Source organism: Arthrobacter sp. K5 (genome assembly GCF_040448525.1).
GTDB classification, from domain to species: Bacteria; Actinomycetota; Actinomycetes; order Actinomycetales; family Micrococcaceae; genus Arthrobacter; species Arthrobacter globiformis.
Window position 1 is genome coordinate 3,225,346 of the sequence record NZ_CP159279.1, and the last position, 14,560, is coordinate 3,239,905.

Below are 14,560 nucleotides of genomic sequence, written 5' to 3' on the forward strand. Positions count from 1 at the left end.
TCGATGGCCCGATGGCGGAGTCTGCGGCTACTGCTACCAGCAAGCCAAACGCACTCGTGGCACCTGCGCCTGCGGCCACGAAGGCGTCCTGCCCGGAATTATCGATGACCAACCTGCCTGCCGTCGATGCTCAGGCATCCGACTCAACGTCGACTGCGAGAGCTGCGGAGCAGAAGACGAACTCCACAGCGGCGGCCGTTGCTGGAGCTGTGTGTTGGCCACCGTTGTTGATGGCCTGCTCACGGACCCGTCGCGGGGAGTCATGGCGCCCGAATTGATTCCGCTTGCTGCAGCATTGAAGTCGATGAAACGCGCCAACAGCGGCATCACCTGGATCCAGCAAAAGCACGTCACCGCTTTCCTTCGAAACCTCGCCGTCACGCCAGAAATCACGCATGAAAGCTTCGATGGATTGCCCGACTCGCGGACCCGCGAATACGTCCGCGGCCTCCTCACCGAACACGGGGTGCTGCCCCGCCGCGATGAACTCCGCACGCGTTACGAGAACTGGTCAGCACAGGCCTTAGACCGGGTCAGCAACCCTGAGGACCGTGACATCATCCGCCGCTACATCCGCTGGCATCACCTACGCCGGATGAACCAGATGGACGAAGTCACCCGCGGCACTTTCCTGCGTGCCAAGCAGCAAGTGACAGTCGCCATCGATCTGCTCAACTGGCTCACCGGCCACGGCACCAGCCTTGCCGGGCTGACCCAGGCTCGTCTCGACCTATGGCAGGCAGAAGGACCTACCACCAGGCGGATTGCTGAACATTTTCTGAAATGGGCCATCAAGGCCAAGGCCGCTCCTGCAGGACTGGCTATCATCCCGCATCGTCGTGGAACGAGCCCCAAACTCGACAAGTCAGGACAGGATGAAGCACTCAACCGCGTGTTCCAGGCCGGTGGACAAATTGAAGGACGAGATCAGGCCGCCGCGATCCTCGTTCTTGTCTTCGGGCAACAGGCCGAAAACATAGCGCGCCTAACCTGGGATGACGTGACCGTCACCGAAGAACTGGTCACCATCCAGCTGGGAACGATCCAGATCGCACTGCCTGAGCCCTTAGATGCGCCCTGGCGGGAACTCGCCGCAAACCCCGGCCACAACCTAACCGCCTCGCACCCGAACACCAACTGGGTATTCCGCGGAACCTCACCCGGCCGGCACATCCACCCAGGACACCTCACAACACGCCTCAGCAAGCTATTCAGCACCCGAGCCGCGCGACTCGGAACTCTCCACGAGCTCACCAAACTTGCACCCGTGGCCATCATCGCCGACACCCTCGGCTACTCCCCTACAACCATCGAACGCCACGCTACCGACTCAGCAGCCGCCTACGCCCAGTACATCTCAGCCGTGCGCGGCGCTGTTACAAGCAGATGAGACTGATCAGTTCAGAGACACTCCGCTAATCGGACCAACCCACTGCAGAGCGACACCTACTCCCGGCCCACGAATACCCGTGCATGCCAGTTAAATCACAAGAGTAGAAGTAGCTACGAGAACTGCCGTCTCGTGACCAGAGTCAAAGCGTTTTGTAGCTGAACATTTCGATCGAAGACGTCACCGGGTGGGTCGCTGTCTGGGGTGATCTTTGGTCAGCATCTCTGATCGCTACGTCCAATTTTCAAGCACTCAGGCTGGCGGCAAATGTGGTTGAGGAGTCTCTGATCAATGCAGAACTCGTCGCCATCGACATCCAACGGGTACTGCCGACCGACGAAAGCAAATCCGGGACCGAACTCGGCCAGGGTTTGGGCCATCCGCAAGGTCATGCCCTCTCAATGGCGTTTTCCTGAGCTTCATCGGTCAAACGTTTGGGAACAATGGCTGCGGCCATTCTTATGCTGGGTTCGAGCGCCCAGGCTCGAACTCCTCCGCGGCTCTGCCCTCGGCTTCCAGAAGCTTGCCAACTACATGGCCCGTCACTACTCGAAGCCGGCGGAGTCAGGTCCTGACTACACCCCCAAATGCGTGAGCCACTTAACCTTCTCCCGCCCGCGAGCCGGTACGTCGCCACCATCGGTTTGCGGCTCAATGGCCTCCACAGGTGGCGGCCAGGACGGCACCGCGGCCTTACAAACCCAGCCTGGATGTCCCTGGCTGGATCGCCACTACCTGGAACAGGCCGGTTTCCTCGCTGGCGTCCGCCCCGGTCATGCCAACGACGGCGACGGGCATATACGGCACCAGCAACCCGCTCGGCTGCAACAAACACGTCCAATCACCGAAAGGGTAAAGACCCGCCCGCTCAACTGCAGTCAGTCGAGTAGCGCTAGGCCGAACTCAGCGACGACGGCCCGCAATTCCCTGAGGTAGCGCTGCGCTTGGTGGGTAAGCGGAATCGCGGCGTGACCGATCCAGCCGATCTCGATGCGTTCGTCAACGTCGAGCGGGATGGCGACGATCTCCGGGTCGAGCTGCCCGCTGATGATGCCCGTCGAGATCGTGTAGCCGTGGAGCCCGATCATGAGGTTGAAGATCGTCGCACGGTCAGAGACCCGGATCTCCTGCTTACTGGACATGGTGGAGAGAATCTCCTCGGCGAAGTAAAAAGAGTTGTTCGCACCTTGATCGAAGGTTAGCCGCGGCAAGCCGGCGAGATCGGCGAGAGTCGCACGCTCTTTTGAGGCGAGCGGGTTGTTCCGGGAAATGAAAATGTGCGGATCGGCGAGGAAAAGCGGAGTGAACGCGAGCCCGGATTCCCGGAGCAGCTTGTCGATGATCTTCCGGTTGAAATCGTTCCGGTAGAGGATGCCTATCTCGCTGCGGAGCGTCCGGACATCCTCGATGATGTCCCAGGTGCGGGACTCACGGAGCGAGAACTCGTATTCGGCCACCTCAGTGGTCTTGACCATCCGGACGAAGGCGTCCACCGCGAACGAGTAGTGCTGCGTTGACACCCCGAGCAGACGTCGCGTCGGTGGCCTACCAAGGTAGCGCTGCTCGAGGAGAGCGAACTGCTCGACGACCTGCCTCGCATAGCCGAGGAACTCTGCCCCGTCGGCGGTGAGGGTGACCCCGCGGGCGGAGCGAACCAGGAGCGCACGGCCCACGCGGGCCTCAAGGTCCTTCATCGCTGCGGACATTGTCGGCTGCGCCACGTAGAGAAGATCGGCAGCCGCCGAGATCGACCCCTCAGCTGCAACTTCTATGAAGTAGCGGAGCTGCTGCAGGGTTAGTCCGCTCGAAAGCTGTGGCATAGGGAAAGCCTATATGAATGCATAGCAACGCCTAGTTACTCGATATCCCTGGAAGGTTGCAACATGGGTACATCCCCTTCTGAAAGGCCGTCTCCGGCCCATCATCAACGGATTGGCAGCGCATGGCAGACGACTTCACCTTCAGCATCACCACGACCCGCTTCGACGAGGACTACTCCCCGTCGGAAGGCTCCCGGATCACGACGAATTTCGCCAACCTCGCACGGGGCGAGCACCGCCAGGAGAACCTCCGCAACGCCCTGACCATGGTGCGGCGCCGCTTCAACGATCTCGCAGACTGGGACAACCCGGACCGGGACCGCTATACGCTTGAGCTTGAGATCGTCTCCGTGCAGATAGAGTTCACTGCGGAAGGTACGGATCAGCAGTTCCCGCTGTTCGAGGTTCTCGACATCCAGATCGTCGACCAGCTGAACGGGGTCCGCCACATAGGGATCGTGGGGAACAACTTCTCCTCCTACGTCCGTGACTTCGACTTCAGCGTCGTACTGCCAGCGGCAGCAGCGGAGTCAGGCAAGCCCACCGTTCCCGAGGACTTCGGCGATCTTCACGGCAAACTGTTCCAGCAATTCCTCGATTCCCCGGCATGCCAGGAACGCTTCCCGCAGCCGCCAGTGGTGTGCATCAGCGTCTCCACGAGCAAGACGTACCGGCGAACCGAGAACCGTCACCCGGTCCTGGGCGTCGAGTACCAGCAGGACGAGTTCTCGCTGACGGACGCGTATTTCGCAAAGATGGGGCTGCAGGTTCGTTTCTTCATGCCACGCGGCAGCGTTGCGCCGCTCGCCTTCTATTTCCGCGGCGACCTGCTCAACGACTACTCCAACCTGCAGCTCATCGGCACGATCAGCACCATGGAGACGTTCCAGAAGATCTACCGCCCGGAGATTTACAACGCGAACTCCGCCGCCGCCGCCGTCTACCAGCCGAGCCTGGGAGAGCAGGATTACTCGCGGACCCAGATCGCTTACGACCGCGTCGAGCGCAGTCAGCTCGCGATCACGCAGGCGAAGTACACGGAGGAGCACTTCATCACGCCCCACAAGGACCTGTTGGACCAGTGGACCGCCAAATACCCCGCTCTCGTCAACTGACCCACGGAGAATCGTCAATCATGAACACACTATTGCCCACCACCGTTGTCGGAAGCCTGCCGAAACCATCGTGGCTCGCACAGCCGGAGACTCTTTGGTCCCCGTGGAAGCTGGAGGGAGATGCGCTGCTCGAGGCCAAGCAGGATGCGCTGCGCATTGCCATCCACGAGCAGAGCCGACGCGGCATCGACATCGTCAGCGACGGCGAGCAAACCCGCCAGCACTTCGTCACGACCTTCATCGAGCATCTCAGCGGGGTCGACTTTGAACAGCGCAAGACCGTGCGCATCCGCGATCGCTACGACGCCAGCGTGCCGACCGTCGTCGGAGCGGTGCGCCGCGAGAAGCCGGTATTCGTCGAAGACGCAAAGTTCCTTCGCGCAACCACCGACCGGCCGATCAAATGGACTCTTCCCGGCCCAATGACCATGGTGGACACGCTCTACGATGACCACTACAAGAGCCGCGAGAAGCTGGCCTGGGAGTTCGCCACGATCCTGAACCAGGAGGCGAAAGAACTGGAGGCGGCCGGCGTGGATATCATCCAGTTCGACGAGCCCGCGTTCAATGTCTTCCTCGACGAGGTCAAGGACTGGGGCGTGGCTGCGCTTGAGAGAGCGGCAGAAGGACTGCGTGCGGAGACCGCCGTGCATATCTGCTACGGCTACGGGATCAAGGCGAATACTGACTGGAAGGCGACGCTCGGCTCGCAGTGGCGGCAGTACGAGGAAACGTTCCCGCTGCTTCAGAGCTCCAGCATCGACATCATCTCGCTGGAATCCCAGAACTCCCACGTGCCCATGGACCTCATCGAGCTCCTCCGCGGCAAGAAAGTCATGCTCGGGGCAATCGACGTCGCAAGCGAGACCATCGAGACCCCGGAGGACGTCGCCAACACCCTCCGCAAGGCCCTGCAGTTCGTCGATGCGGACAAGCTCATCGCCAGCTCCAACTGCGGCATGGCACCCTTCCCCCGGGACGTCGCACTGGCCAAGCTGAGTGCTCTCAGCGCAGGGACGAACATCATTCGCGAGGAACTCGCCCGCTCCGCCCCCACGGTGTCATAACGATGTTTCACGCCTACCCCCCAGACACTTGGCTCGAGGCTCCGAAGCAAAGCTTCCCGTCCTCCCTCTCGGCCGACGAATTCAAGGCACTGTTCCGTGGCCACCCAGGAGGTGTCGCCGTCATCACAGCGGATGCCGGCGAAGGACCGGTGGCACTGACGGTATCGTCGGTCGTGTCAGTGAGTGCGGAACCTCCGTTGCTGATTTTCTCGGTCTCGGCACTGTCCTCTGCGTCCGAGATGCTTTCGCGCGCCGAAACCGTCGTCGTGCACCTGCTGGACGCGCACGACGTCGATTTGGCGAAGTTTGGAGCGACCCCCGGCGCCGACCGCTTTGACCAGACGCACCGCTGGTCGGCCCTTGCAACCGGCGAAGCGGTGTATGACGATGTCCGCGCCTGGGTGCGGTGCGCCGTCATCAATCGCATGGAGGTCGGGACCTCCACAATCATCGCCGTTCACGCCCTGGAGTCCCGCGTGATGCGTGACGCCCAAGCGGGCAAACCCGGCGACGCTCTGGTCTACCACAACCGTTCATGGCACCGTCTGGGCGAGCATTCCAAGCTTGAAGGCTGAGCGCCGCGCCAACAATGCGAGGCAGGAAGCCGGAGGGCTCACGACGGCGGAAGCATAACTCCCGCCGTCCGCCCTTCGTGGTTGGCGGCATGGACGCACAGACGGCCAACGACCACATCCTTGCCGAGGGCCTGATTGGCGATGACACCCTTGTCCAGTTGGACGAGACAACGTTCACGATCCTGAACGGCAAGGGCCCAGGACGACCTTGTCGGTGATTCCATGATTGCACGTCGACGCTACGATGGCGCCCTAGCCGCCGGCGCAGATCCCGGGAGCGACGGCATCGCCGTAGTTGCCAGCCAGTCCATCTAAAGCCACCAACAAGCATGTCCGAGGGGTGGTCATAGAGACCACCCCTCACGATGAAGGATCCCTTAAACCATGACATCAGCCGTAGCCAGCCCAGGTACCAAAACCGCCTCTACCCCGCAAGAAAATGCGTCTCCGGAAAAGTTCCGACTGATCCTCATGATGGCCCTCACGCTCGTTACAGGTGTGGTTGACGCGGTCGGCTACCTTGGACTTGATCACATCTTCACCGGAAACATGACCGGCAACGTGGTGATTCTTGCGATGGCGTTGGCCGGGGCGGCGAACCTGCCAACTCTGGGCCCACTCGTAGCACTTGGCGCCTTTCTCCTCGGCGCGGCGGTTGCCGGATTTACGCTCCAGTCAAGCCCGAAAGGCTGGAACCGCAGGGTCACGCTCCTTCTCACAGCGGGTTGTATCGCGTTGACGGGAACCGCCGCCATCTCTCTCATCGTGGAAGACGTCGGCCGGCAGTCCATTGGTGTCATTGTTGCCGCCGTTATCGCCATGCACATGGGCTCCCAGGCCCTGATTGCGCGGCATTTGGGCGTACGAGACATGACCACAGTGGTCATTACTTCCACCATGACTTCCCTCGCCGGAGAGTCACTTGTGGGCAAGCAACGGCCGCGGTTACTCAACCGACGGCTGGGCGCTGTCCTCGCTATGTTCGCCGGGGCCGCCATCGGAGTACTCCTGCTCCAGATCCATCTCAGCGTCCCGATCGGCCTCGGCATCGCCATCGCCGCCGCTGTGACGGTCCTGGGGAGTCGCCGCTGGCATTGATGTGGTACATCCCACCGGCTATACCGCACCACGGAGCGCGGACGATCGGGGAATCGATCACAGCTTCCCCGACATGAGTCCAGGCGGCCTGGCGCCGAGCGCTTGTTGTCAAAAAGCGCTGTTCTTCGGTCAGGTCCCGTTCTGATCCGACGCATCCAAAGCGGCCTTTTGGACTGGTTAAGACCGGACTCAACACCGAAGCAAGGCGGTCTTGGGTGTTGGCGAATCTACATCAATTCCGGTGATCTCATGCCTCAGTCCCCGCTGCCGCCGGAACGTGAGCTTTGCCTGGAATTCGGCATTGGCCGCATGAGAGCGCGGCGCGCCCTTAACGTGCTGGAGGATGCAGGGCTGGTGTACCGCGAAGTCACGCGTGGGACCTTCGTGTACTTCTGCGACCCCGCAAGCCCGTGGCAACGCGGATCAAACGAGAACACCAATGGCATGCTCCGCCAGTACTTTCCTAGAGGAACAGACCTCGGCGTTCATAGCGCGAACACCTCAGTGTTGTCGCCACCGAACTCAACCAGCGACCACGCAAAATCCTCGGATGCAGACCTCCATGGAGCACCTCGTCAGACGGGCCTCACCACCTACCGAACCATAAAGGTAGCCAAAGCCCACGGAGCAGCTTTACGAAATCACGATTATCGGCTTTCAACCCACGGAAGTAGAAGAAACCAACCTCCTGCCGCGAGACCTTACCCGGGCGGTTGGCCCGCCCGAGACGAAAGCTTCATTTCGTCTGCGAACTGTGCCTGTCAGATGGTGAGCACCACCTTGCCGGACACGTGGCCGTCTTCCAGGAGGCGGAGCGCGTCCTGAGCCTCAGCTAACGTGAAGGTCCGGTCGAGAGCCGGGGTTATTTTGCCGGCCTCGATGAGCGGGGCAAGGTCCTGAAGTTCGCCGGCGCGGACCACGCCCAGGAACGTGGTCAGCCGCTGGCCGATGAAGGGTGACAGTGCCAGGGCGCCCAGCTGGCGGTGCAGGCCCCCGGTCAGTTTCCCGCCGCCCTCGCCGCCGGTGATGACGGCCGTTCCTGTAGGGGTCAGGGCGCGGCGCAGGCGCGAGATCGGCGGGTTTCCGGCGATGTCCAGGATGAGGTCGTACGGGCTGGCGGCTGCGAAGTCCTCACGGGTGTAGTCGATGACGTGGTCCGCGCCGAGGCCACGGACAAACCCGACCTTGCCGGTACTGCAGACGCCGGTGACCTGCGCACCGTAGGCCTTGGCGAGCTGGACCGCGTAGCTGCCGACGCCGCCGGACGCGCCGGTGACCAGCACTTTCTGCCCCTCCCTGATCTTCCCGGCGCGCAGGCCCTGGAGCGCAGTGACCGCAGAGACCGGCACCGCCGCGGCCTGCTCGAAGGAGAGGGCCTGGGGCTTCGCGGCCAGCTTGGCCTCGGCTGCAACGGCGTATTCCGCGTAGGAACCCCGGCCGCTGCCGTACACCGCGTCGCCAACGGCGAATCGCGTGACGTCGGGGCCCACCGCTTCCACGGTTCCTGCCAGATCCAGGCCCAGAACCGGGTCCTTCGGTTTCCGGACGCCGAATGCGAGGCGACCCAGGTATGGCAGGCCGGTCATCATATGCCAGGCTCCGCGGTCGACGCCGGCCGCCCTGACACGAACGAGCACGTCGTCGCCTTTGACAACGGGGCGGGGCACCCGCGCCAGGCGCAGCACCTCCGGCCCCCCATAGGCCTCCCTGACGATGGCGCGCATGTCCGCCTCGGTCCCGGTGCCCTGCCGTTGAGCGCGCCCCTGCGTATTCATAACGATCCCTTCTGCATGTCCAGTCAGCTTTCGTACGCTGTACGAGAAAAGTATCGTACAATGTACGGAACTGGAAGGGCCGGGAGGACCAAAATGATGAAGGACGCCGGCGCGGGCGGCAGGGGCCGGCCGGGGCTCAGCCGCGAGAAGGTGCTGCGGGAGGCCTTGGAGTTGGCGGACAGGGACGGCATCGCTGCCCTGTCGATTCGTTCCCTCGCCCAGAGGATGGGCACCAAGCCGATGACGCTCTACTACTACGTGGCCAACAAGGACCAGATCCTAGACGGCCTCGTGGACCTCGTCTTCACCGAGATCGACACACCGGAAGCTGGGCGTGAGTGGAAGGAACAGATGCGACGGCGGGCCCACTCGGCGCGCGGAGTGCTGCGCCGGCATCCATGGGCGGTCGGGCTGCTGGAATCCCGCAAAGCTCCCGGCCCGGCGACCCTCAAGCACCACGAGGCAACCCTGGGGACACTGCGTGCCGCGGGCTTTACCGTGCAGCAGACGGCCCGGGCCTACTCGCTCCTGGACAGTTACATCTACGGGTTCGCCCTCCAGGAAGCCGCACTGCCCATAGCAGGCGATGAGCCGATGGCGGAGGTGGCCGGTCCCATCATGGAACGCTTCGCGACCGGCGAATACCCCCACATGGTCGAGATCGCCACCCAAGTCGTCATGCAGCCCGGCTACGACTACGCCAACGAATTCGCCTACGGGCTGGAATTGATCCTCGACGCATTGGAGCCGGCACCGGCTGGCTAGCTGCTGTTGCTCCGACCCGCCGCGCGGAAGACCAACTGACCTACCCCACAGCCCACGCCACAACCACCAGCGTTCCCACGCACAGGATGGTGGTGCAGAGGATCGCGTCTCGGGCCACGCTCATGCCCCGGCCGTAGGGGGAGGCGAAGAGGAAGACGTTCTGGGCGGTAGGGAGGGCCGCCATGATCACGCTGGCCAGCAGGTGCTGCCCCTCCAGTCCGAAGACAAACCGGCCCAGCAGCCACACAATGAGTGGCATGCCGGCGATCTTCAGGAACGTTGCCACCAGGGTCTCGGTCCGGCCGTCGTCTTTCTGCAGCGGTGCGCGGCCGGCCAGCGACAGGCCAAAGGCGAGAAGCACCATGGGGACGGCCCCGCCGGCCAGCATGTCGATGGGCTTCTGCAGCAGGTCCGGAGCGTTCCAGCCGGTCACGGCCACAGCTACGCCGAGCGCGGAGGCGATGATCATCGGGTTGGACAGCGGCTGGAGCAGCACTTTCTTCCACGAAATCCGGGCGCCGGCGAAAATCCCCAGCAGCGTGAGGTAGAACGGCGCCATGACCAGGAGCTGCACCAGGAGTACCGGCGCCACGTGCTGGGCGGTGCCGACGGCGTACAGCGAGACCGGAATGCCGATGTTGTTGGCGTTGGCGTAGCTGCTGGCCATCGCGCCGACGGCGGTCTCCGCGGCGGGGCGCCGGAAGAACAGGAAGCTCAGCAGCCAATAAAGAAGCCCCACCGCCGCTGCCGAAAGCAGCGCCAGCGGGGCATCGGTTCCGAGTGCCGCCCGGATATCCGAGCCGGCCACCACGGTATACAGCAGGGCGGGGTTGGTGACGTAGAAGGCTGTGCGGGTCAGCGCACCCTGCACCTCGGGCCCCAGAATGCGGAACCTGGCAGCGAGGTAACCGACGGCGATGACTGCCGAAACGATGAGAATTCCGGAGACAACGCCGCCCACTCTTGACCCTTCTATTCATGTGTATTCCGCACGGCCGGCCCCGTCGCGCGAAGTTGCGCGAGGAGTCTTGGCCGTGCGGAAGATCTGTAACTCCAGTACTACCGGACCAGGCAGGGCCGCTTCGGATCGAAGGACCAGCCGTCGATGTAGTACTGCATGCCGATGCTGTCGTCACGGGCATCCAGCCCGTGCTCCAGGTACAGCCGGTGCGCCTTGTCCAAGGCGTCACGGTCCAGCTCAATACCGAGGCCGGGCGCAGCAGGAACCTCGATGGCGCCGCCCTTGATCTGCAGCGGGTTCTTGGTGAGGCCCTGCCCGTCCTGCCAGATCCAGTGCGTGTCCAGCGCGGTGATCTCGCCGGGGGCTGCTGCGCCGGTGTGCGTGAACATGGCCAGCGAGATGTCGAAGTGGTTGTTCGAGTGCGAGCCCCAGGTCAGGCCGAACTCGTTGCACAGCTGCGCCACCCGGACCGAGCCGTGCATGGTCCAGAAGTGCGGGTCCGCCAGCGGAATATCGACGGCGTTGCTGCGGATGGCGTGCGCCATTTCGCGCCAGTCCGTGGCGATCATGTTGGTGGCCGTCTTCAGGCCGGTGGCCCGGCGGAACTCGGCCATGACCTCGCGTCCGGAGAAGCGGCCTTCCGCGCCACAGGGGTCCTCGGCGTAAGCCACAACGCCCTGCATCCGCTTGCCGAGGCGGATGGCCTCCTCGAGCAGCCAGCCGCCGTTCGGGTCCAGCGTGACGCGGGCGTCCGGGAAGCGCCTGGCCAGCGCAGTGACCACGTCCACCTCGTCGTCGCCGGACAGCACGCCGCCCTTGAGCTTGAAGTCGCTGAAGCCGTAGCGCTCCTGCGCGGCCTCGGCCAGCGCCACCACGGCCTCGGGGGTCATGGCCTCCTGGCGGCGCAGCTCTTCCCAGCGGTCCGACGGCGCGTCCTCCACGAGGTACGGCAGTTCCGTCCGCTTGTGGTCACCGATGAAGAACAGGTATCCGAGCATGGGCACGGACGTGCGCTGCTGCCCGTCGCCCAGCAGTTCGGCCACCGGGACGCCCAGGAACTGGCCGTGCAGGTCCAGCAGCGCGGATTCGACGGCGGTGACAGCGTGGACGGTGGTGCGCAGGTCGAAGGTCTGCAGGCCGCGGCCGCCGGCGTCGCGGTCGGCGAACTCGGCGGCGATCTCGCGCAGCAGGGAGCGGTAGCGGGCCACCGGCTTGCCGGCGATCAGCGCGCCTGCTTCCTCAATGGTGGTTCGGATCTTCTCGCCGCCCGGGACCTCGCCGAGGCCGGTCCTGCCCTCGGAGTCGGTCACGATGACCACGTTCCGGGTGAAGAACGGCCCGTGGGCGCCGCTGAGGTTCATCAGCATGCTGTCGTAGCCCGCAACCGGGACCACTTCCACGCGGGCAATTGTCGGCTGGGCGGTCATGCGTTGACCTCCTCTTTCTCTGCGGCGATGACGGTGCCGTCGATCCGGCGGTTGAGGTGCCAGGGGTTGGTGTCCTTCAGCGGTGCGGGCAGGAGTTCCTGGGGCAGGTTCTGGTAGGCGACGGGCCGGAGGAACCGGTTGATGGCCAGCGTACCCACGGAGGTGGTGCGGGTGTCGGAGGTGGCGGGGAAGGGGCCGCCGTGGACCATGGCGTGGCCGACTTCGACGCCGGTGGGCCAGCCGTTGACGATGATGCGTCCCACCTTCTGCTCCAGGGCGGGGATCAGTTGTGCCGCCGTCGGGTAGTCCTGTTCGGTGAGCTGCAGGGAAGCGGTGAGCTGCCCCTCGATCCGGTTCGTGGCCTCGATGAGTTCCTCGGCGGAGGAGTAGCGGATCACCAGGGACGCCGCGCCGAAGATTTCCGCGTGCAGCACCTCGTTGCTGATGAAGTTGCTGATGTCCGTGCCGTAGATGGCCGGCGCGGGGGCGTTCTCGGTGGGGCCCGGGGTTCCGGTGCCGACGATGGTCACGTTCCCGGCGGCGCCGAGCGCCTCGGTCCCGGAGTTCCAGGAGCCGGCGATGCCCGCGGTGAGCATGGTCTGTCCGGCGCAGGCGGAAACAGCGCGGCCGACGGCGGCAGCCAGTTTGTCGCCTGCCTCACCGGCGGGGGCGAACAGCAGGCCGGGGGAGGTGCAGAGCTGGCCGGAGCTGCCGGTGACGGCGGTGATGTACTGCTGTGCCAGGGCGTCAATCTGTTCGGCGGAGCCGTTCAGGGCGCCGGGGAAGACGAACACCGGGTTCAGGGAGGACATCTCGGCGTAGACCGGGATGGGTTCCGGGCGCGCGGCCGCGGTGCGCATCAGGGCGATGCCGGCGCTCTGGGAGCCGGTGAAGCCGACGGCCTTGATGGCAGGGTCGGCGACGAGGGCCTGGCCGATGCTGCTGCCCGGGCCGTAGATCAGGGAGAAGACGCCCGGGTGCAGGCCGAGGTCAGCAACTGCCTTGGCGATGGCCTGGCCCACCAGTTCGCTGGTGCCGGGGTGGGCGTTGTGGGCCTTGAACACGACGGGGCAGCCGGCGGCGAGGGCCGAGGCGGTGTCCCCGCCCGCCGTCGAGAAGGCCAGCGGGAAGTTGCTGGCGCCAAAGACGGCGACAGGACCCAGCGGGATCTGGCGCTGGCGGATGTCGGCGCGCGGCAGGGGCGTCCGCTCCGGCAGTGCCGGATCGATCCGTACCCCGCGGAAGTCGCCCTGGCGGACGACGTTGGCGAAGAGCCGCAGCTGCCCGGTGGTGCGGGCCCGTTCGCCCTGCAGCCGGGCGGCCGGCAGGCCGGTCTCCTGGCCGGCGCGGACGATCAGTTCGTCGCCGATGGCTTCGATGTTGTCCGCGATGGCGTCCAGGAATGCTGCGTGGGTTTCGGGGTCCAGCGTGCTGAAGGATGCGAAGGCCTCCTTCGCAGCGGCCGTGGCGGCCTTGAGCTGCTCCTCGGTGAGCAGCGTGTAGGCCGGTTCGAGCTGTTCGTTGGTGGCCGGATTGAAGGCGAAAGTGGTCTTGCCTTCGCCGGCAACGGTCTGTCCGGCGATCAGGGAGTGTCCGGTGAGGGTCACGGTGGTTCCTCCTGGGTATAGGTGGTTTGGCTAAGCGGCCGGCAACTAGGAGACCTTGGCGATGAGCGCCTTGAGGTCGGCCAGGTCCTGCGGTGCCAGGTTCTGCAGCGGGGGGCGGACGCCGCCGGCGGAGCGGCCGATCGCGTCGAGGCCACCCTTGACGATGGAGACAGCGTAGCCCTTCACGCGGTCACGGATGTCCAGGTATGGAATGACGAAGTCGTTGAGCTTCTGGTTCACGGCCACGCGGTCGTTGTTGCGGACGTCCTGGTAGAAGTCGAGCGCGAACTGCGGAACGAAGTTGTACATGGCGCTGGAGTAGGTGCTCATGCCCAGCTGCAGGAGCGGCAGGGCGAAGGTCTCTGCCGTGGGGAGGCCGCCGAGGTAGAAGAGTCGGTCGCCGAGCTTGGCGTAGACGCGGGCATCGTGCTCGAGGTCGCCCACGCCGTCCTTGAAGCCGATCAGGTTCTCGTGCCGGTCGGCCAGGGTGGCCACCGTGGTGTCCTTGTAGATGGCGTTGGCGCGGTTGTAGATGATGACACCCAGCGACGTGGCGCTGCAGATGGCGCTGACGTGCTCGATCAGGCCGCCCTGGTCGGCTTCGGTCAGGTACGGCGGCAGGAGCAGGATGCCCTCGGCACCGGCGGCCTCGGCGGCCTTGGCGTTTTCGACGGCCTGGGCGGTGGAGCCGCCGGCGGAGGCCAGGACGGGAACGGTGCTGCCGACTTCCTCGACGGCGGCGCGGACCACGCGGGCCGACTCGGCCGGGGTGAGGGAGAAGCCCTCACCCGTGCCGCCGGCGGCGAAGAGCCCGGCAACGGGGTAGCTGGCCTGCCACGCCAGGTGCTTGCGGTAGTTCTCCTCGTCGAACTGCAGCTCTGCATCGAAGGAGGTCACGGGGAAGGAGAGCAGGCCTTCCTTGAGGATGCTTGCGAGTTCCTGGGGTGAGTACTTTGCCAC

Annotated in this window: 14 protein-coding genes and 2 pseudogenes; 10 read left to right on the plus strand and 6 right to left on the minus strand. The window is 64.5% G+C overall.

Going from position 1 to position 14,560, the window contains the following annotated elements; all coding sequences use genetic code 11:
• The first annotated feature begins 211 nt into the window (after positions 1-211).
• Both ABRP34_RS14655 and ABRP34_RS14660 read left to right on the plus strand, forming a co-directional pair.
• Positions 212-1,390 (plus strand): Fis family transcriptional regulator, encoded by a 1,179-nt coding sequence (locus ABRP34_RS14655; protein ID WP_353710748.1) that lies wholly within the window; start codon positions 212-214, stop codon positions 1,388-1,390.
• Positions 1,391-1,659: 269 nt separating this feature from the next.
• A complete protein-coding gene (locus tag ABRP34_RS14660) occupies positions 1,660-1,806 on the plus strand; it encodes a hypothetical protein (RefSeq protein ID WP_353710749.1) in 147 nt (48 codons plus the stop codon).
• A gap of 462 nt (positions 1,807-2,268) precedes the next feature.
• Here ABRP34_RS14660 and ABRP34_RS14665 read toward each other — a convergent pair whose 3' ends face one another.
• On the minus strand, positions 2,269-3,210 hold the full coding sequence (locus tag ABRP34_RS14665) for a LysR family transcriptional regulator (RefSeq protein WP_353710750.1): 942 nt from the start codon (positions 3,208-3,210) through the stop codon (positions 2,269-2,271).
• A 122-nt stretch (positions 3,211-3,332) separates the two neighbouring features.
• On the opposite strand from ABRP34_RS14665, the gene ABRP34_RS14670 reads away from it, so the two are divergent.
• From ABRP34_RS14670 to ABRP34_RS14700, 7 genes and pseudogenes are all read left to right on the plus strand, one after another.
• On the plus strand, positions 3,333-4,325 hold the full coding sequence (locus ABRP34_RS14670; RefSeq protein ID WP_353710751.1) for a DUF1852 domain-containing protein: 993 nt from the start codon (positions 3,333-3,335) through the stop codon (positions 4,323-4,325).
• Positions 4,326-4,345: 20 nt separating this feature from the next.
• Positions 4,346-5,392, plus strand: a complete 1,047-nt coding sequence (locus ABRP34_RS14675) for a methionine synthase (RefSeq protein ID WP_353710752.1) — start codon at positions 4,346-4,348, stop codon at positions 5,390-5,392.
• 2 nt (positions 5,393-5,394) lie between these two features.
• Positions 5,395-5,967, plus strand: coding sequence for a flavin reductase family protein (locus ABRP34_RS14680; RefSeq protein WP_353710753.1), 573 nt, complete (start codon positions 5,395-5,397; stop codon positions 5,965-5,967).
• Positions 5,968-6,056: 89 nt separating this feature from the next.
• Complete coding sequence (locus tag ABRP34_RS14685; protein ID WP_353710754.1) at positions 6,057-6,185, plus strand: hypothetical protein; 129 nt, start codon at positions 6,057-6,059, stop codon at positions 6,183-6,185.
• A 166-nt stretch (positions 6,186-6,351) separates the two neighbouring features.
• Positions 6,352-7,065, plus strand: coding sequence for a YoaK family protein (locus ABRP34_RS14690; RefSeq protein WP_353710755.1), 714 nt, complete (start codon positions 6,352-6,354; stop codon positions 7,063-7,065).
• Between the two features lie 249 nt (positions 7,066-7,314).
• Positions 7,315-7,392: pseudogene (locus tag ABRP34_RS14695) on the plus strand (hypothetical protein); the annotation flags it as partial.
• A 57-nt stretch (positions 7,393-7,449) separates the two neighbouring features.
• Positions 7,450-7,739: pseudogene (locus tag ABRP34_RS14700) on the plus strand (IS30 family transposase); the annotation flags it as partial.
• Positions 7,740-7,826: 87 nt separating this feature from the next.
• Here the strand turns inward: ABRP34_RS14700 and ABRP34_RS14705 are convergent.
• Positions 7,827-8,840, minus strand: coding sequence for an NAD(P)-dependent alcohol dehydrogenase (locus tag ABRP34_RS14705; RefSeq protein ID WP_353710756.1), 1,014 nt, complete (start codon positions 8,838-8,840; stop codon positions 7,827-7,829).
• A 93-nt stretch (positions 8,841-8,933) separates the two neighbouring features.
• Between ABRP34_RS14705 and ABRP34_RS14710 the strand changes: the two genes are divergently transcribed.
• Positions 8,934-9,605, plus strand: a complete 672-nt coding sequence (locus tag ABRP34_RS14710) for a TetR/AcrR family transcriptional regulator (RefSeq protein WP_353710757.1) — start codon at positions 8,934-8,936, stop codon at positions 9,603-9,605.
• 40 nt (positions 9,606-9,645) lie between these two features.
• On the opposite strand, the gene ABRP34_RS14715 is transcribed toward ABRP34_RS14710, so the two are convergent.
• The 4 genes from ABRP34_RS14715 to kdgD form a co-directional block, all read right to left on the minus strand.
• Complete coding sequence (locus ABRP34_RS14715) at positions 9,646-10,566, minus strand: AEC family transporter (RefSeq protein WP_353710758.1); 921 nt, start codon at positions 10,564-10,566, stop codon at positions 9,646-9,648.
• A 98-nt stretch (positions 10,567-10,664) separates the two neighbouring features.
• On the minus strand, positions 10,665-11,993 hold the full coding sequence (locus ABRP34_RS14720) for an enolase C-terminal domain-like protein (protein ID WP_353710759.1): 1,329 nt from the start codon (positions 11,991-11,993) through the stop codon (positions 10,665-10,667).
• Complete coding sequence (locus ABRP34_RS14725; protein ID WP_353710760.1) at positions 11,990-13,600, minus strand: aldehyde dehydrogenase (NADP(+)); 1,611 nt, start codon at positions 13,598-13,600, stop codon at positions 11,990-11,992. The genes ABRP34_RS14720 and ABRP34_RS14725 overlap by 4 nt, the downstream gene beginning before the upstream one ends.
• Positions 13,601-13,645: 45 nt before the next feature.
• Entirely contained in the window at positions 13,646-14,560 is a 915-nt protein-coding gene (gene kdgD / locus ABRP34_RS14730) for a 5-dehydro-4-deoxyglucarate dehydratase (RefSeq protein WP_003800476.1), read from the minus strand.